This window comes from Gemmatimonadota bacterium (genome assembly GCA_030747075.1).
Taxonomy (GTDB): domain Bacteria; phylum ARS69; class ARS69; order ARS69; family ARS69; genus ARS69.
The window spans coordinates 1-18699 of the sequence record JASLLL010000029.1 but is presented as its reverse complement, the minus strand read 5'-3'; the positions used below and the strand labels follow the sequence as shown (position 1 = coordinate 18699).

General features: G+C 65.8%; 14 protein-coding genes. 1 reads left to right on the top strand and 13 read right to left on the bottom strand.

Annotated elements, in window-relative coordinates; translation table 11 throughout:
* Position 1: 1 nt before the first annotated feature.
* Both pdxH and QF819_09100 read right to left on the bottom strand, forming a co-directional pair.
* Entirely contained in the window at positions 2-586 is a 585-nt protein-coding gene (gene pdxH, locus QF819_09105; GenBank protein ID MDP6803313.1) for a pyridoxamine 5'-phosphate oxidase, read from the bottom strand.
* Positions 587-600: 14 nt separating this feature from the next.
* Positions 601-1872 (bottom strand): hypothetical protein, encoded by a 1272-nt coding sequence (locus tag QF819_09100; GenBank protein MDP6803312.1) that lies wholly within the window; start codon positions 1870-1872, stop codon positions 601-603.
* A gap of 130 nt (positions 1873-2002) precedes the next feature.
* Here QF819_09100 and QF819_09095 point away from each other — a divergent pair, with 130 nt between their 5' ends.
* Positions 2003-3340 carry a sodium:alanine symporter family protein gene (locus QF819_09095; protein ID MDP6803311.1) on the top strand — a complete coding sequence of 446 codons (1338 nt, stop codon included), beginning with the start codon at positions 2003-2005 and terminating at the stop codon, positions 3338-3340.
* 21 nt (positions 3341-3361) lie between these two features.
* Here the strand turns inward: QF819_09095 and QF819_09090 are convergent, their stop codons facing one another.
* The 11 genes from QF819_09090 to QF819_09040 all read right to left on the bottom strand — a co-directional run bounded on the left by QF819_09090 (position 3362) and on the right by QF819_09040 (position 18143).
* The gene (locus QF819_09090) at positions 3362-4219 is read right to left on the bottom strand and encodes a prolyl oligopeptidase family serine peptidase (protein MDP6803310.1); all 858 of its coding nucleotides are present in this window, start codon (positions 4217-4219) and stop codon (positions 3362-3364) included.
* Complete coding sequence (gene bshA, locus QF819_09085; GenBank protein ID MDP6803309.1) at positions 4216-5331, bottom strand: N-acetyl-alpha-D-glucosaminyl L-malate synthase BshA; 1116 nt, start codon at positions 5329-5331, stop codon at positions 4216-4218. The genes QF819_09090 and bshA overlap by 4 nt, the downstream gene beginning before the upstream one ends.
* Positions 5328-6041 (bottom strand): bacillithiol biosynthesis deacetylase BshB1, encoded by a 714-nt coding sequence (gene bshB1 / locus QF819_09080; protein MDP6803308.1) that lies wholly within the window; start codon positions 6039-6041, stop codon positions 5328-5330. Before bshB1 ends, bshA begins: the two co-directional genes overlap by 4 nt.
* Positions 6038-7681 carry a bacillithiol biosynthesis cysteine-adding enzyme BshC gene (bshC, locus tag QF819_09075; GenBank protein ID MDP6803307.1) on the bottom strand — a complete coding sequence of 548 codons (1644 nt, stop codon included), beginning with the start codon at positions 7679-7681 and terminating at the stop codon, positions 6038-6040. The genes bshB1 and bshC overlap by 4 nt, the downstream gene beginning before the upstream one ends.
* Positions 7678-8439, bottom strand: coding sequence for a class I SAM-dependent methyltransferase (locus tag QF819_09070; GenBank protein MDP6803306.1), 762 nt, complete (start codon positions 8437-8439; stop codon positions 7678-7680). The genes bshC and QF819_09070 overlap by 4 nt, the downstream gene beginning before the upstream one ends.
* An 81-nt stretch (positions 8440-8520) precedes the next feature.
* Positions 8521-8913 (bottom strand): response regulator, encoded by a 393-nt coding sequence (locus QF819_09065; protein MDP6803305.1) that lies wholly within the window; start codon positions 8911-8913, stop codon positions 8521-8523.
* Between the two features lie 53 nt (positions 8914-8966).
* A complete protein-coding gene (locus QF819_09060) occupies positions 8967-9935 on the bottom strand; it encodes a hypothetical protein (GenBank protein MDP6803304.1) in 969 nt (322 codons plus the stop codon).
* A gap of 50 nt (positions 9936-9985) precedes the next feature.
* Positions 9986-11173: a multiheme c-type cytochrome gene (locus QF819_09055; protein MDP6803303.1), complete on the bottom strand. Its 1188-nt coding sequence runs from the start codon at positions 11171-11173 to the stop codon at positions 9986-9988.
* Positions 11174-11224: 51 nt separating this feature from the next.
* The gene (locus QF819_09050; GenBank protein ID MDP6803302.1) at positions 11225-11386 is read right to left on the bottom strand and encodes a hypothetical protein; all 162 of its coding nucleotides are present in this window, start codon (positions 11384-11386) and stop codon (positions 11225-11227) included.
* Positions 11387-11477: 91 nt separating this feature from the next.
* Complete coding sequence (pyk, locus tag QF819_09045) at positions 11478-12914, bottom strand: pyruvate kinase (GenBank protein MDP6803301.1); 1437 nt, start codon at positions 12912-12914, stop codon at positions 11478-11480.
* A 96-nt stretch (positions 12915-13010) separates the two neighbouring features.
* Complete coding sequence (locus QF819_09040; protein MDP6803300.1) at positions 13011-18143, bottom strand: C25 family cysteine peptidase; 5133 nt, start codon at positions 18141-18143, stop codon at positions 13011-13013.
* Positions 18144-18699 lie beyond the last annotated feature (556 nt).

The following is an 18699-nucleotide window of genomic DNA, read 5'->3' as shown; positions in this document are numbered from 1 at the left end:
TCTACGGGTACAACCGTTCCGTGATCCACGAGTCGCCATCCCGCCGGTAGAGGACGCGCTCGTGCAGACGATGCGGCTTTGAACTCCAGAACTCGATCCGATCCGGCACAATCCGAAAGCCTGTCCAGTGCGCGGGGCGCGGTACCGACCGCCCCGCAAACCGGGCTGTCGCCTTCGCTACCCGGGCGACCAACTCCGCCCGGCTTGCCAGCGGCCGGGACTGATCCGACGCCCAGCCCCCGACACGGCTCTCCCAGGGTCGGGTCTCCCAGTAAGCATCCGCCTCCGCGTCCGGCACGCGCCGGACTGTCCCTTCCACGAGAACCTGCTCCATCATCGGTTGCCAGAAGAAGCAGAGGGAAGCGTGGGGGTTCTCCAGAAGCTGCACGCCCTTCCGGCTCTCGGTATTCGTGTAGATCACAAAACCCTCTCTCCCGAATCCCTTCAGGAGAACGGTCCGTGTGGAGGGGTGCCCCGACGCACTGGCCGTGGCCAGCGTGACGGCGGTCGGTTCCTGAAGGTCGTGCCCGGCCGCCTTTTCAAAGAGGCCCGCGAAGCGGTCCATGGCCTCTTGAAGTCGATCCATGCGTGCACTCTCCGTCATTGGGCCGACTGCTCCCGGTCCCCGCCCCCTTGATCCGCATCTCCCGAGAACTCTTCGGACCGTTCCTCCATGAGATCCCGGTCCATCGGCAGAAGCTCCGCAAGTTCCGCGTTCAAATCCGTGGATGTCCATGAACTCCCCGGCAGAAGCGGCGAGGCCAGGGCTTCTCGCGACCGGGGATGCACGGAGGCGGCAGCGCCCTTCCCGAGCGTGACAGGCACCTCCAGCCCGGACTCGCGAAGAAGGAAGTCCGCATTCCGAAGATCTCCCGTCCAGCGCACAACGCGACCATCCTCTTCGAAGAGATCCTCGGCGACAGCACGGATCGTCTCCTCATGCCGCGCGGGAAACGCGCACGACGCAAACGCTCCGCGCGGCCAGGTGACCGTCAGCTCCACGCGAGTGGCTTCCGGGGCCAGCCGGGACACCGGACCGAAGAGCGGAATCCAGACACGCGTGGCGAAGGGCCCGTGCGAGACGGGAAGCGTCGTCACGGTGCCTTCCCCGCTGAACGCACCCAGAGGCTCACGCGTCCGAATCCGCACGCGCACGGTCTCTCCCACGGCCAACGGGCGCGGCAGTCGAAACGAACCGTCCATGGGAGGACTGTACCCCAGGAGCCCGAGACCGCCCCGCTCCGCGCCGCGCGCGACCTCAGCCAACTCTCCATCCACGGTCAGGTCGTAGATTTCCGCCGGGCGGTCCAGCAGAAACCGCACGGTCTCCACAGGCACCAGCGCGCGAACGAACAGCTCGGAATCCACCAGAAGAACGCCTTGAGCGGGATGCACCGACGCGTGGATCCGAGCCTCCTCCACGGCAAGCAGCGAAAGTTCCTCTTGAGCGACCGCCCGCCACACCCCGTTCTCTTCGCGAAGAACCCACGCCATGCGCCGGGTCACCCGGTTCGTCCGCGCCCGCTCATCCAGCTGGAGCGGCCAGAGCGCTTGGGCGACTCCGTAGCCGCGATCCTCCCACCGGGCCGTCCCTGACGCCGCGACCTCGACCACGCGATTCGTGCCCTCCCGCCCTTCGCGGACGGAACGAACCAGCACGCCATCCCATCGAAAGAGCGACGCCGCGCGGTAACCGAGTTCCCGCCGGGCGTCGCTTCGGGTGCCGGGGGCCCAGAGTGCGTCCTCGGCCGCAGCCCCGGAGGCCAGCGCCTCCTCCAGTCGATGAGCAAACGGGAGGGCATCCGAAGCCGTGGCCACCGGGCCACAACCACACACCACGAGAAGAACCAATATGCGCTGAAGGGTATTCAAGAGCCTCTCCAGTCGGGAGATGGACACCCCATCGTATGGCCCGGCACGGGGCCGGTCAAGATGCCTGCGCTCACCTTGACCGCATCCCCCCACACGGCTACGGTCGCCCGAACTTGACCCGGGAGGATCCGTGCAGGTGCTCGACACATTCTGGGCTGCCGCGGTCGATCTCGTCTGGGGACTGCCGCTCGTCGCCCTCCTCGTTGGTGGCGGTGCCGCCTTCACGCTGATCAGCGGCCTCATTCCATTCCGCCGCCTGCCCCACGCGCTGGGCATTCTCCGCGGCCGCTATGACGATCCCGACGATCCCGGCGAAATCACGCACTTCCAGGCCCTCTCCTCCGCACTGTCCGCAACCATCGGCATGGGCAATATCGCCGGGGTCGCGATCGCCGTCTCGATGGGCGGCCCGGGGGCCATCTTCTGGATGTGGGTGGCGGGGTTCCTCGGCATGGCGACGAAGTTCTTCACCTGCACGCTGAGCTGCCTCTATCGAAAGACGGACTCGCGGGGCATCGCGCAGGGCGGCCCGATGTACTTCATCGAGTGCGGCCTCGGCCCGAGATGGAAGCCGCTCGCCATGATGTTCGCCGCCTGCGGCATGATCGGTTGCCTGCCGCTCTTCCAGGTGAATCAGCTCTCGGGGCTCCTCGAATCCCACCTCGATGTCCCGCGCCTCGCCACGGGGATCGCGGCACTCCTCTTCGTGGGCACGGTGATCCTCGGCGGAATCACCCGGGTCGGCAAAGTGGCCGAACGCATCGTACCGGGGATGTTCCTGCTGTATCTGGCGGCGTCGGTCGTGATCATCGCGCGGCATCTCCCGGAAGTCCCCGGCGTCTTCGCGAGTATCTTCGGCTCCGCGTTCACCGGACACGCCGCCACGGGAGGGGCCGCGGGGTTCACATTCCGTCAGGTGCTGATCACCGGAATCCGGCGCGCCGCGTTCTCCAACGAAGCGGGCATGGGAACCGCCCCCATGGCCCACGGCGCAGCGCGTACCAAAGAGCCGGTTCGCGAGGGACTCATCGCCATGCTGGGCCCGTTTCTCGACACGAACCTCGTCTGCACGCTGACGGCGCTCGTCATTCTGTCGACCGGAGCGGGCACCGCCGAAGGCGACGGAGTGATCATGACCGCACGCGCCTTCGAAGACGGGCTGGGGCCGATGGGGCCGTCGATTCTGACGCTCATCGTCGTGCTCTTCGCCATGACGACGATCACCTCGTACTCGTACTATTCGCAGAAGTGCGCGAAGTACCTGGTGGGCGACCGGTGGGGTGAGCGCTTCGTCTTCGTGTATCTGGCCGCACTCCCGCTGGGTGCCCTCTGGACGCAGGATCTCGTCATCAACATGCTGGATACGGCGTTCGCGCTGATGGCCATCCCGACGATGATCGCAGCGTTGGTCATGGCGCCACGGGTCATGGCAGCCACGCGTGACTACTTCGCACGAATGCGCGTTTGACAGGCGCGACCGCCGACTCCCTCACAGATTCGCAAGGAACCAGTCCCCGGACTTCGCGACCGCCTGCTCCCACGCGGGGGTCGCTCCCGCCCACGGGTGGACTGCCCCGAAGGTGTGCCCCGTGTGCGGAATGACCAGCCGCTCCTTCGCCGCCGAACCCAGCCAGTCGAAGATGCGCGCTGAGTCCCGGACCTCTACCGACTCGTCCACCTCTCCATGGATCACCAGACCCGGCGCAGTGGTCCGCCGGCAGGCCGCCTCAATGTCATACGCCTCGCGGTTGCGCTCGCCGTCTTCCAGCACGGAAGCGTCGAGCCACATCATCTGACCGGTGCGGGCGTTCGGGATGTCGATCCGCCCGTCCTCTCGCCACTTCTCCACCGCGCGATCACTCCAGCGATAGAAGGAAGCGATCGCCGCCCAGGTCACGACGCACTGCACGCGCGGATCCCCGCCCGCGACGAGAAGGGCAACGCCCCCGCCCTTGCTGTGCCCCACAATCCCAATCCGGGATGCGTCCACCATCCCCGGGCAACCGGCAGCCTCGGCAGCCGAGCCCGACTCCAGCGCGTCCAGCACAAGACGGACATCGGCGACTTCCCGCGACGGCGTGTTCTTCGCAAAGAGATCGAGCCGCGTAAACTCCTCCAGTTCCTCCTCCACACCGTTCATGGAAGTGTTCATCCGCAGGACCGCGATCCCTCGTGCAGCCAGAGCCTGCGCCGTATGCGGGAACATCCCCCAGTCTTTGAATCCCTTGAAACCGTGCAGGAGAACGACCACGGGGAACGGGCCTTCGCCTTTGGGAAGGCTGAGGTCGCAGCGGATGGAGAGATCGATTTCATTCGTCAGGTGAAAGGCCTCTTCGCGAAAACTCAAGACAACGCTCCTTCGTAGACTTCCAGGTATCTTGATACGATTCTTTCCACGCCGAACTTCTTCTCGGCAGTCTCTCTTCCGGCACGCGCCACTTCCCTGCGCCACTCCGGCTCCCGGGCCAGTTTCGTGAGGGAGGCCACCATCCCGTCCTGGTCCGCCGGGTCGTGGAGGAAGCTGTTGCGCCCGTGCTCGATCACTTCGCCGGTTCCTCCCGTCGCGGTCGCGACGACGGCGACCCCCGCGCTCATCGCTTCCAGCGCCACCAGACCAAAGCTCTCGTGCGCGCTCGGCAGAACGAACGCATCCGCGAGCGGGAACAGCTCCTCCACATTCTCCTGCGCGCCGAGAAAGTGAACGCGATCACAGATCCCCATCTCCCGAACCAGTTCCTCCGCCGCCGGGCGCTCGGGCCCGTCGCCCACCATCACGAGCCTGGAGGAAACGCGACGCTGAAGTTGTTCGAACACACGCAGGACCGTCGGGATATTCTTCACGCGCCGGAAGTTGGAGGCGTGCATGACCACGAAGTCGCCTTCGCGGGAGAAGGTCCTGTCCTTCGGATCTCCGGCCCAGGGCCGGAAGCGTTCCGTATCCACCAGGTTGTGGATGACATCGATCTCGCGCTCCATGGGAAAGCTCTCCAGCGTCTTGCGCCGCAGCCATTCCGACACGGCCGTTACGCGATCGCTCCGCTCCATGGAAAACTTCGTGATGTCGTAGTAGGAGGGTCGAACGCCAACCAGCGTAATGTCCGTCCCGTGCAGTGTCGTCACGGTTCGTACCGGACGCGCGGACATCTCCCGCGCGAGAAACGCGGAGGTCGCGTGCGGCACCGCGTAGTGCGCGTGGATGATGTCCAGTCCGTGATTTCCGATCACCTCCATGATCTTCGAGGCCAGACTCAGCGAGTATGGCGTGTACGCAAAGACGGGGTAGGTGTCCACTTCGACGCGATGGAAGTAGAGGTTCTGTTCGAAATGATCCAGCCGGACCGGCACATCATTTGTGATGAAGTGAACTTCGCACCCGCGCGCCGCAAGGTGCGTACCGAGTTCGGTGGCGAGGATTCCGCTTCCGCCGTGACTCGCGTGACAGACCATCGCGATCCTCACGGCGCACCCTCCTCCGACAGAAGCTGGACAGCATCGGCCACGGCCACCGGCCCGTCCAGCCGATAACCCTCACCCCGATGCACGCCGATCCGCGCGCCGTGAACGAGTTCCCTCGCGGCGAGCATTTCGTGAAACGCAGCGTCCGAGATCTGTGTCTTCGCGCCGCCGCCTTCCCGCGTGAACTGAGAGGCAAACGCGTGGACGGCCGCACGCTTCGCGTTCACATCCTCCGTGATGTCCACGACAAGGTCCGGTTCGAAGGAGACCTTCTGTTCGTAGAAAAGGACACGCCCGGGATGAAACGGGTCCCCGGCCGCGTTCGCTTGCGTCGCTCCGGACAGAAAGCACGCTTGGCGCACGAGGGCCGCCGTCTCCCGATGGTCCGGATGCGGGTCGTTTTCGAAGGGAGCCAGAAGAAGCCGGGGCCGGTGCCGACGGATCGCCTCCACGACCGTACGCACATGGTCCGCGTTCGCGGCACACACTCCGCCGTCCGGGAGTCCCGCGCACTCCCGCACGGAGACGCCCAGCGCCCGCGCGGCCGCAGTCGCTTCCTCTTCGCGCGTGTCCGCGTCCCCGCGGCTTCCCATTTCCCCGCGCGTCAGATCCAGGATCACGACGCGCACGCCCCGACGCACAAGCCCCGCGATCATCCCCCCCGCATAAAGATCGACATCGTCGGGATGCGCCCCGATTGCCAGCACCGTCACGCCCCGGCCTCCGGGGTCCACTCCTCCATGTCCACCAGCCAGTGCGCGGGTTCCGCAGCACGAACCGCACGAAGGTGGGCGTCGAGCGGTGCCGCGAGACAGTGCGCGAAAGTGCGTCCCGCCAGAAGAGGCAGCGTCGCACACCCCAGCACCCGCTCCTGCCCGAGCCCACGCGGACGAAGGAACTCCCGGTACGCGCGAATCCCCGGGTCGCGCCCGATCTCGACGCGCCGCGCCGCCACGGCCACCTTCTCGCGAAGGCGACTCGCCGCCTCCCTCATCCGCCGATCCGCCTCGTCGACCGCGCCGGAGAGGCGGGCGTCGAACGCGCTCGCCTCGTGGCCCACTTCCCGCGTCGTGGACTCCAGCGACTTCTCCAGCCGCCGGAGTCCGTCGGCCAGCCCCCCGGGCAGAGCGCGATCCACAGTCCGACGCAGAGCGCCGTCGAAGTCCTGAACGAAATCCCACGCGGACGCACCGCGACGCTCCGCAAGTTCGAAAACGCCCCTCGGTACCAGCGTCGCCGAGAGCCGCGGAAACGGAATGGCCATCGTCACGCCGAGAAGGTCGTACGCCGGGGCGATCTGCGCGTGGTACGCGATCTCCCCGGGGCCGGCCACCGTCGCGACATTCGGCAACACCGTGTCCTGCACCATCGGCCGCAGAACCACATTGGGGGAGACGGCAGCGGGGTCCCGCGCAATCACCCCGGCCAGTTCGCCCGGCGTTCCCTCGAAGCGAAGCCGCCGTCCGTCCGCCAGCAGAAAGAGCGCCGAGCGTCCCGCTCGGTCATCGACGGGCGCGGTGTATCCCGCCGCTTCCAGATCCCGCCCGCGCACGGCCACCGCGTCCCCGACTTCGGCCATGTGCTCCGCATATCGCTCAAAGAGATCGCGTGCCGCATGCCGAAGTTCCGCGGAGCGTCCGTCCACCACGACCAACCCGGAACCCTCCAGGAGTCGATGGAGAAGCGCGGCGGCCATCTGGCCATGATCGGCGGCCACGCTCAACGCATCACGCACCGTTCGGGAGAAAAACTCTCCGCCCGGACCGAAATCCTGGAAGCCGTTCACCTCCCCGAGCGCAAGAAGCGTGGCCGCCGTGTCCATCGACCCCACCATCGCGCCGGCGGGAAGGTCCGCGCCCCGCAGCGTGCATCGCATGGAACGCAGCGCGCGGTCGGGCAGGCGGGTGGTGGCCACTTCGCCGAAGTCGCTGTCGTCCGACGCATTCCAGAACACCGGGACGACCGCCCGGTTGAGCTTCCCGGTCAGGTCGCGGGCGAGCGCCACCGCCGTCATGGCCTTGTAGAGCGTGTAGAGCGGCCCCCCGAACACGCCCGGCTGCTGCCCCGCGACGACGCAGAGCGCATCCCCGCGAGCCAGAAGGTCCACCCCGCGCCGCGAGGCCTGCCCCGCGCCGAGCCGCTCCCCCACTGCGCCCGCCGCCTCCCATACCTCTCGTGAGGGGGAGATGCGTGCGGCTTCCTCCACGCGCACTTCCCACGCGTGTTCCGAGGACGCATGGCGCGGGAGAAACCGCAGCGCCGCGGGATTCGCCCGCGCCCAGTCCGTGGCGAAGGACGCATCGCCCAGCGGAACCGCCCGTGTGCCGCAAGCCCGATCGGGTACGACGCTCACAGCGCATCCTCCCTGAACGCCAGCACAATGCAGCGCGAACTCGCCGCCGCATCAAACGGGGCGCCATCGTACTCGCCCCATTGCTTCGCGATGCGAAAACCGGCTTCCCGAAGCATCTCGCACAGTTCTTCGGGTGCATAGAGCGTTACGCGCTCCTCATAGTCGGCAAGAGGTGCGCCATGCGGATCTTCGGCATCGTGAATGGTGACGCGCTTCGCGACACGACGCGCGTCTTCGATCAGTCGCCGCCTTTCCCGGATTCGGATCCCCGACTCCGCTCGTTCTCCATCCGCGACCAGCGCTGCGCGCACGCGGTCCGCATTCAGGAAGTCCAGCAGGTGGAACCCGCCTGGACGAAGCACGCGAGCCGCCTCGCTTAGCGCAAGTCGATCCTCTCCTTCGGAGAGATACCCGAAAGTCGTGAAGAGGCTCACCACACCGTCGAAGGACGATGCCGGAAACGGAAGGCTGCGCAGGTCCCCCTGCACGAGCTTCCAGTCCCCGGCGCAGGCGGCTCGAGTGTGCTCGGCCTCTTCCAGAAGCGCGGGGGAAAGATCCAGCCCGACGGGGACCGCACCACAGGCCGAAAACGCACCAAGGTGCCTTCCCGCGCCGCACCCTGCGTCGAGAATGCGCTTCCCGGCCAGGGGCGCTTCGGCATTCAGTGTGGCCACCAGCGCGGAGGCTTCGGCCTCGTTCCGGTGCGGATAAACGCGCAAATACCACTTGTCGAAGGCCTCGGTAGTCCAGGCGGACATGTTCGCTCCCCTTCCCGGCAGGGCCAATCCGTGCGCGGGACGACGGAGCATACCACGGAGTGTGCCCCGGCGGAGGGTCGCCTAGACTTGGAGGGCCTCACGGACGGTGTCACGGACGCGCGTAAGGGTGCAGGGCTTGGGGATGTACCCCGCTGCGCCGTCGGCAAGAATACGCCTCTCCGTGGTGAAGGTGCCGTATCCGGTAACAATCACCACGGGGAGACCGGGGTGTTCCTGATGGAGTCGCTGCATCAGCTCCAGACCGTCCATGCCGGGCATGTTGAGGTCGGAGATCACAAGATCCACACTCCAGTCGCCCAGGCTGTCGAGCGCTTCGTCGCCTCCGGGCACTGCGTGCGCGTCGTATCCCATGAGGTCCAGAAGATCGGTGAGGACATCCCTCATGCTCTCCTGATCATCCACGACGAGTATTCTCTTGCGGTTCACGAGCGTGCTCCACAGGTCCGGGGTCACTCTGGTATCGGTCGGCGGCGGCGCGTGCTGGACCGGATTCCGCTCTGCGCGACCTAGAGCCCCCCAAGCAGGAACGCCCCCACCACCGCGATGCCCGCCACGACATACGCTGCGCGCTTCAGTGGAACCTCTTCCCCCACCGGGCCGTTCAGCAGTTCCCGAGGCAGAGCGACCGCGGGAGGCATCACTTCGGGAGGTACTGGACTCCCCGCTTCCTCCCAGGCGGCTGCGTAGAGCACCGCCAGATCCCGCGCGGCTCGATGAACCTGAAGGCGGGCAGTCGGGGCCGTTCCCTCCCACATGATCCGGTAGTATTCGTCGCCGAAATCGGAATCCGCGCTCTGCGCCCTGGTATCCGCGTCCAGGATGGAGGAAAGCCCGTCGTAGGCCAGCGGGATCCAGTCCAGGCAGTACGCAGCCGGAGCCCCCCCGTACGGCATCGGTTCGTCCCCTTCCCCGTCCGCGGGAAGCGCCCCCTCCTGGTAGTACCGGTCCATCATCGTGATTTCGAAGCGCACATGGACGCCACGGTTTCCGGTACTCTGCCCGTCATAGTTCATGGTGCAGTGAAGCGGTTGGTGTGAGTCCGCGACATAATGGCCAAGGTCCGCTCCCCATGCCACCGCCGACCCCCAGTCGCCGCGCTCCATGGAGATCACGAACATCCGGTAAGCGTCGTCGATTGCCCACGGGACGATCCCCCACCGGAGGGCCTCTTCCGCCCCCACCTTGTCTTTCAGCCCTTCGAAAGTGCGTGGGACTTTCGCAAAGGGCGGGTCGTCGTGCGCGTCGATATCGATGAAGTGGCGCTGACCTTCGTCCTTGTCGAACGACTTCCGATGGTCCGCATCGCTGGCGTGCCCGCCCAGAGGAACCGCCAGCCCGCTCCATGCGGCCCGCTGTGCGTCCGGCAGAAAGTCCACCGCGCGGCGGTTGATGATCTCATGCGTGCGTTCACCCCAGGCCACGGCGTCAGCCGGCACGAACTGGGGAACTGCCATCGCCATCGCGAATGCGGTCACGATCCGTGCGCGATGTGTGCGGCCGCGAATGGGCCGATCCATCCCGGCGATCAATGAACACCGTAGGATGCGTAGGTTGCGTAGTCGAAGTCCGGACTGTTGTCGGGGTCATGGCACTCCACGCAGAGCGCCTCTCCGGCCGTCACATAAGAGCCGTCACGCGTGTGCTCCAGTCCGCTTCCGTGGCACGCTTCGCACTGCACATTCCACACCTCGGGAGCCACATTGGGATCTTCCACAACCCTCGTCCGCTCCGGCCCGGTGATGTGACATCCCACGCATTCCGGTCGATCCCAGGCATCCGCTTCGGCAAGCGTCGCGAATGCGGCGGCGTGCGGTGTTTCCATCCACGAGTCGTAGATGTCCTGGTGACATGACTTGCACGACTCGGCCCCGAAGATACCGCCACGGTCGTGGATCTTCTCCTTGTCCGCGCGGGCCAGTTCCAGTTCCCGTTTGCGCTGAGACTGCAGTTGCCTGTCCCGCTTCTGCGCCTTCTCCTTTTCGTCCGCAGCCTTCGCAATGGCCGCGATCTCAGGATCCTCCGGGCCCGTCGCGAGCAGACGAACCGCCTCACCGTGCCAGGACTTCATGGAGCGGTCTTCGTCGAGGGTAATCTCCAGCTTGCCGAAGTGATCGCTCTTGCCTCCGGCCATCACCACCAGCGTGCCGTCCAGGTCGCGGGGTTGCTCCTCGATCGCCGGGAAGTGCCCCACCACGACGACATCCACATCCAGATCCTCCGCGAGGAATGTGGCCGTCTCAATGCCGGTATGCGCCAGAAGAACCACGACATCCGTGGTCGCCCGCAACTGGGGCAGGTACTCCTCCGCAGACACCGTGGGGTCCGCGATCGTGATGCCCTCCGCAACCAGCACATCCTCCACCTGCGAGACGATGTGCCGCTCCGGAGCGGTCACCGAAAGGAAGCCCACACGCACGCCGTTCCTCTCCGCGATGATGAACGGGGAGAACAGCGGTTCATTCGTGGTGGCATCGCGTGCGTTGGCCGAGGTCAGGGGAAGGCCCTCTTCTGCCGCATGCTTCTCCAGGAAGGCGGTCCCGAACGCCAGGTCCTTCTCGCCAAGCCCGATCGCGTCATATCCCAGCATGCCCAGAACACGGCAGATGCTCGCGGCCTTTCCGCGCGTGTCGTCCATGGAAGCGCGTCGCGCACTCTTGTACTCCGTGAAGTCCCCGGCCGCACACAGGAAGACATTCTCGCCGGCCGCCCTCATCAAATCAATCTCGCCGGCCCGCCGGGCCAGCCCACCCTTGTCTTTGGACTTTCAACCACAGGGAAGGAGTTCGCTCCGTTCATCCGTGGAGTAGACCAGCATAAGACGGGGGTCCTCTTCGGCGGCCAGTGCGCCCGACCCGAGAAGGAAAGCGCCCAGCGCCAGAAGGAATGCGGCGGTCGCCGGAACAATACGGTTCGGAATGGATCTCATGTTCGTCGTCTCTCCCCAGGGGGTTCTTCCATCCAACACAGCACGATCGGCAAAGATCCTATCACGGGCAGCCCCGGCGTGGAAGCGTGCGTCATGAGCGGTCTGTGCCGGAATCGTCCATCTCCCCGACAGTCATGACTTTGAGGAGGTGCGTCCCCCCCGGACGCCCCGAACGACTGCCGGAAACCACCACGACGCGGTCTCCCTGCCGAACAAACCCGGAATCGATGAGGAGCTGCTCTCCGTCAGTGAGCATCTCCTCCATGGAATCCACGAAAGGCATCTCCACCGCCCTCACCCCCCACGACAGCGCAAGCCCCAATGCCGAGGACCGCTTCGGAGTCAGCGCGATTACCGGGACCGACGGCCGATGCGACGATACAAAGCGAGCCGTCCTCCCCGATTCGGTGAAAACGACCAGAGCGCACGCATCCACCTCTTCCGCAATGCGCCCTGCGGCAAGTGCAACCGGCAGCATGGGATCGTCGCCGGACGGATTGCGTGCATCCACCGGCGCACGCACGAAGAGGTCCGCCCGCCGGGCGATGCGGTCCATCACACGCACCGCCTCCACCGGAAAGGCACCGACCGCTGTTTCCCCGGAAAGCATGACGGCGTCCGTACCGTCGAGAATGGCGTTCGCGACATCCGAAGCCTCGGCACGGGTCGGCACGGGCCGGTCCATCATCGACTCCAGCATCTGGGTGGCCGTGATGACCGGCATCCTCCGTGCGTTCGCAGCGGCAATGATCCGCTTCTGGAGAAACGGTACTTCCTCCGGAGGCATCTCCACACCAAGGTCCCCTCGCGCCACCATGACGGCATCTGCCGCGTCGAGGATTCCATCCAGCCGGTCGACGGCTTCGGGCTTCTCGATCTTCGCCACGAGGAACAGGTCCTTCCCCGCCTCCTCCGCGACTTCGCGTGGCGCATCCAGATCGGACGCCGCCCGCACGAATGACAGCGCCACCAACTCCACGCCCCCGGCCAACCCGTGACCCAGGTCTCCGCGATCCTTGTCGGTGAAGGAAGGCACGCCCAGTTCGGTGTCGGGAAGGTTGACCCCCGCGCGGGAGCGCGTCTCGCCTCCAAGCACGACTTCCATTTCCGGGGGACCGTTCGCCGCAGTCACGCGCAGTGCCACACGCCCGTCGGAAAGCAGCACGCGATGCCCCACCTGCAACTGACCGCCGAGATGCGCCAGATTCGTCGAGAGAACCCCCGGAGACAGAGGCACCGCCCCCTCCGCAAGGGTGATTCGCGCGCCCGTCTCCCAACGGATCGTCCCGCCGCCGGAGACTTCGCCCGTCCGGATCTTCGGGCCGCCCAGGTCCTGAAGGACCGCAACATCCCGCCCCGCGTCCACAGCGGCGCGGCGCACGACCTCCAGAACTCGCCCGTGATCCGCGTGGGTTCCGTGGGAGTAGTTCAGCCGGAAGACATCGACTCCGGCCGCGAGGAGCGCCGCCACCACCTCGGGCGACTCGGAGGAGGGGCCGAGCGTGGCCACAATGCGGGTTCGGCGCACGGAGACTCTCCGGAAGTCGGGTGAATGCGACCGTGGGAACATCCCCCGCGCGGGGACGCCTGTCAACGGAGGGCGGCACTCCGTCCGCCCTCCCGATTATCGGAGAAGCAGCGTCTTGCGGGTCTTCGTCAACCCTGCGGAGTCCAGTCGGTAGAAGTACACGCCGGAGGAAAGGCGAAGCCCGGTGGCATCGCGGCCGTCCCACCGGACCGAATGGTCTCCGCGCTCCATGGGAGCGGTCACCAGCGTCTTGACCAGTTGCCCGGACACATTGAACACCCGGAGCGTCGCCGGACCGTTCTCGGGAAGCGCGAACCGGATGGTCGTGGCGCGGTGGAACGGGTTGGGAACCGCAGCCGAGAGGGCGAAGGCCGGGGAGGCGGACATCCCGACCCCCACGCCCGTCTCGGACAGATCGGAGTCGCCGTACACGCCGGTCCGGCGCGAGTTCCCCGCATAGGTCGCCCACTCATAGGCTTCGGGGACAGACGGCCCGTCGAAGTCCAGCACATTCACCGTCTGGTCATAGGACGCGAAGACCACCTCGATGTCTCCGTCTCCATCGAGATCGCTCGCGGATGCCGTGGCGTAGATGCTCGACGCCGTGGGAACCGGCATTCCCACCAGGCCCGTCCCGTCGTGATGGAAACCGTAGAAGCTGCCGTTTCGATGGCCCACGAAAACCTCAAAGTCCAGATCCCCGTCCACATCCACGAGGATCGGGCTGGCGGAAATGGCGCTCGCCGAGTCAATGGAAGCAAAGAGCCCGTTCGGATTGAGGAGACCGGTTCCGTCATGGTTGTAGGCGTAGAGATGTCCGTCCATGCACGACACCACGATCTCCAGTTCCGGGTCCGCGTCCAGCTGGCCGATCGCGGGAACGCTTCGCAGATCTCCCGGGAAGAGATGGAACGACCCGCCCGGGAGGTAGTCGCCCCCGTCGTGATCAAACACATAGAGGTTGCGGTCGATGGACCCGGCGAGAATCTCCATCGTGCCGTCCACATCCAGATCCGCCACCACCGCTCCGCTCCGGAAGTCGGAGGTGCCGCTTCGGGGGAAGCCCGGCTTCAGATTTCCGTCGGAGTCGATGGCGTAGACCTTGTTGTTCCAGCTTGCGAACACGATCTCCATCGACCCGTCGTCCTCCAGATCGACCACGGGCATCGGTCCCCAGATTCGCGCGGAGGAGTTCCCGGGAGACGCCGTGTAGATCAACCCGGTGCTGTCGCCCATCGTCGTTCCGTCATGATTGAAACCGTACAGCGTCCCGATGCCTGTCCCGACGATGAACTCCAGTTCGCTGTCCAGATCCACATCCGCGAAGCACGGCGTGGACCGGACCATCTCGCCCGCGAGCGGCAGATCCACAAAGAGCGCCGACGAGCCGAACACCGGCGAGCCGTCGTGGTGCACCAGGTAGACCCGGGTATCCATCGACCCCCAGAGGATCTCCTGATCGTTGTCCCCGTCGAGGTCCGCCATGGCGGGCGTGCCCCAGATCTGATTGCTGGTGGACACCGGGAAGCCGGAGATCACGGTCCCGTCCGAGTTCCATGCGTGAAGACTGAAATTCTGCGATCCGACGAAGACTTCGCCATCGCCGTCGCCGTCGGAATCTCCAGAGAGAATCGACGCGAAGACATTGCTTCCGGCGTTCTGTGGCCACCCGGGCAGCTGCCGCTGCGTGGTCCATGTGAAGAGTTCGTCGGAGGCGGCGCTTTCGTTTCCGGACGAATCCACCGCGGCCACGCGGTAGTAGAACGCCGACGACAGAGACAGCCCCGCATCCACAAATCGCGTCCCGGTACGAAGAAGATCAAAGTGAACGCGATCAAACCCGGAGCCGCTGGTCGGGCTGCGGTACAGGTTGTACCCGGCCAGGTCCGCGTCCGCAGAAGCCTCCCATGTCAGCGTGATGACGCTCTCGGTCGAAGTAAACGAAAGGTCCGTCGGTGCGGACGGTGCCACGAACTCCACGGTCTTGTCCCATGCGCGTCCCACGGAGTCGGTGATGGAAAGGTCCACCGACACGCCGGAGGGATCGGTCACGGTGAAGAGGAACCCGCCCACGCCGGAGGCTTCCTCGCCCGCGGCGATCGCTCCGAAGGAGTCCGTGGAATCCACGAAGGCGATCCCGGTGGCCGCACTCACGACACCCGTGACGCCATCGGCCGCCCCGTTCCCGCGATTGGCAACGCGGGTGGTGAGGCGCACGGTTTCGCCCACTTCCACGATGCCGTCCCCGTCCCCGGAGACCGGCGCACCGGACGAGTCGTCCACGGCAATCACGAAGGCCGACAAAGCCGGCCCCGCGAAGACCACAGGAATCGACGCGCTCCACGGGCCTCCGGACGCGGAGGAGATCTCCAGATCCACATAGGCCACCTGCCCCGCGCGCGCGGCACCGGACACGCCCACGGACACGGTTCCCGAACCCGTCCCCCCGGCCGCAACCGTCCCCACGGAAGCGCTTGCGGATACGACAGACAGCATGGTGCTGTCGGCCATGCTGAAGTCGAACGCATCGGCCAGGTCATCCGAGTCGACCGTTCCGGCGAAGTTCACCTGCGTCGAAGTCGGGTTGAGCGTGATTCCATCCGCGCCGTCTTCCAGCTTCGTGGGGGCGACGGACCGAAAACGCCCGTCCGTCTGCATCATTCCCGCAACGGTCATCGAACTCATCCCCGTTCCCCACTCCAGGTGCCATCCGCTGTCATCCTGCCAGAGGAATACCCCGACATCGCCCGCCGTCGCGTGCGCGGTGAAGACAAAACTCGGCTTGCCTTCCGTGGGCGCAAAGGGGGCGGCGAAGTCGATGGTGAAAGGAACCGCGGGGGGATTCACACGGTCCGGACCGATGAACACCGCCGCCGGATTCCGGATACCGTTGACGAACAGATCGAAGGTGGCGGAAGACCCCGCCTCCACGGAGGCCGCCACCGAAACGGCCGACGCGTTCGCTCCCCCATCGTTCGCCAGGAGAAGGTCCAGCTCCACCGTCTCGCCCGCATCGATCGTTCCGTCCCCGTTGCCGGAGGATCCACCGGTGGAGTCGTCATCCGTCTCGTGCGACGAGAGCGCCAGCAATGCGCCCGCCGCGGGAGTGATCAGCGTCGACCCGACATACGGGAGATACTCGGGAAGCGTCACCACCACCGACAGGGAATCCGTGTCGCCCGCCGATAGATCCAGCGCCGCCTGTCCGCTGACATCCGTGACAGCGCGGCCGTAGGTGCCGCCCGGGCCGCTTACGCAGACCAGCGCATCGGCCAGAGGAGTGCCGGTGGTATCCGCCACGGACACCGTGAGAGAAGTCAGGCCATGCGTCACCGCACCCGCGTGGGTCACCACAAGATCCTGTGGTTCCCGCGTCCAGAGACTCAGCTCCGGGTCGCCCATGAGGATCTTCGTCAGGAGGGTCCACCGATCTGATGTGGCATCCGACACGGAAATCGCCGCATACGGAATCCGATGCATCTGGTTCGCCGCGCCAAGCCCCGTGACTCCGTGGTCGAACATGAGCCGGTACATGCCCTCGTGGAACGCCGAAGAGGAGACCGGGAAGTCCACTCTCGTGGGGCCGACCACGCAAACCGCTCCGCCGGTGGGGTTGTTCATCAGGCTTTCGCCCTGACACTCCAGATCGAACTGATTCGGATTGCATGCAGTCGCCATGACCATCGTGAGGTGGGGCCAGTTCGTGAGCGAATCCGTATCCGCCACATAGATGAGCGGATTGGGCGAATCCCCCACCGAGAACTTGAACGCATCTCCGTGTCCCATGATCGTGAGCATATGCGGGCCGCGCGACAACTGTGCCAGCGCGAGATCCCGGTTGAGACCGCCGTCGCTCTGATAGAGCTTCGTCCTGGCCCACGACGGCGCGACATGGCTGTCCATTGCCTGAGCAAGCGCCTTCCCGTCCAGCGTGATGATCGACTGAGAGTCGCCGTACTCCCAGTCCGACGGAAACAGCACTTCCCCGAACACCGTGTGATCCTCGACATACCCGGCGGGCGGCCCCGTTGCATAAAGGCGCGACTTCGCAACGAAGTTGTTCACCTCCGCGACACTTTGCACCGGAGCCCTTCCCACGAAAATGTCCGGGAACAGGTCTACGGAATCTCCAGGGTCCGAGTTGTACTCTCCCTCACCGTAGTATTCATCTCCGTCCCCGTTCCAGTCTCCGTCCAGACAGGCGTAGTACTGATCCGTCGGGATCTCCGAACCGCCGTAGTAGAACCGGTTGAAGGCTGCCCGGGGCGGAACCAGCGCGTAATCTCCTCCGAGGAGAGCGAGTCCTGTTCCCCACCGGGAGTGCGCATCCCGCAGGAAGAGGCGAATCCTCTCTGGGAGGTCATGCCCGCCGGGGTAGTTCGCTTCGATCCACTCGACGGTGCGAACGACCGCGGGAACCCCTTTCGCGGTCTTCCAGTCCGCAAGTTCCTGGAATGAAGGGGCCAGCGAATCCGTGGTCACGATCACCATCTCCACGAAACTCCCGATGCTCCCCGGGAGTCCCCTCCCGGAAAGCCCGGTCGGATGCGGCGAACTCTCCGGAAGGAGGACACTCACGGGAAGGTCGGCGGGATTTGCCACCATGCCGGAAAGTCCGGCCGCCATGCTGCGCCCCGCAACCCCTCCCAGCGGGCGGCTTCGCGCCAGTCCCGGGAGTGTTCCGGACGGGCGAAGCTGCAGTTCCACATCAAAGGTGCGGGTAAAGCGAACGGAACCGTCCGCGGGAGACCATCGCACCGGGAAGAGCGCCACCGTGTGAAGGCGATGCCCGGCCATGTTCCCGCCGCCGAGCGACACGCCCGCCCGTTCCGGCACCATCCCGCCACCGTCGCCGCGCGCGCCCGCCGGGAATGCCCGGTGGACTGTTCTCCCCGACTCCTCCGCCGCGGAGGCGATCGGAGCGCGGAGAGAGACCCCCTCCAGTAGAACCTCCGCACCGGGGGTCACCGTCACTCCTGTGACTTCCTGACCTTCCGGCACATAGAACACACGAACCGCCATGGGGAGGACAGGGGCATCCTCCCCACCCACTTCTATTGCTCCGGAAAGGTCCGCGCGGGAACCGTGCGGCGCCTCCTGTACGGAAAGGTCGGACGGGTCGAACCGCACGCGCGCGTGGAGGCTGGACGCAAGGGCATCCGCGGGAAGCAACGCAGCGATCAGAACAGGCAGGAAGGCGGCGAACAACGCAGAGGACTTCCGGATCACAGAATCACCTCCCGGCGGGCCGGAGAATGGGACACACCAACTCGTCTGAAACCAGCGGCACGAGAGGAGCCGGAAGGAAGCACCGCGCGGGATGATCCGAAGCCTGTTCCATATGCGAGATAGTCGCTCAAGTGCACTTGCCCTGATGCCGGTTCACGGGTGTGAGGCGGAGACACCGCGACCGTGCCCGGGAGTTTACCAGAAGCACGCCGTATGCGTCAAACCGGCTCAAGCCCCGCTTTCAACCGATTGCCACACTCTCCGCCCATTCCCCGGCATCGGCAAGAGGGGGCCGAAAAGCACGCTGGATTGGAGTGGATGCGACCGTGTGCCCGAGGTGGCCGCCAAGCCCGTTGCGAGGGTTTGTCAGGCGGCGTCGGGCAAGGAGTCGGGGCGGGGTCGACCGGAGGTGGGACCATGCTCCTGTCGCGAAGGTCTGTCAGGGGCCATCTCGCAGAAAATCCGGGCAAGAGCCGGTGCCCGGAGGTGGGTTCGTCGCGAGGGTTTGTCAGGCGGCGTCGGGCAAGGAGTCGGGGCGGGGTCGACCGGAGGTGGG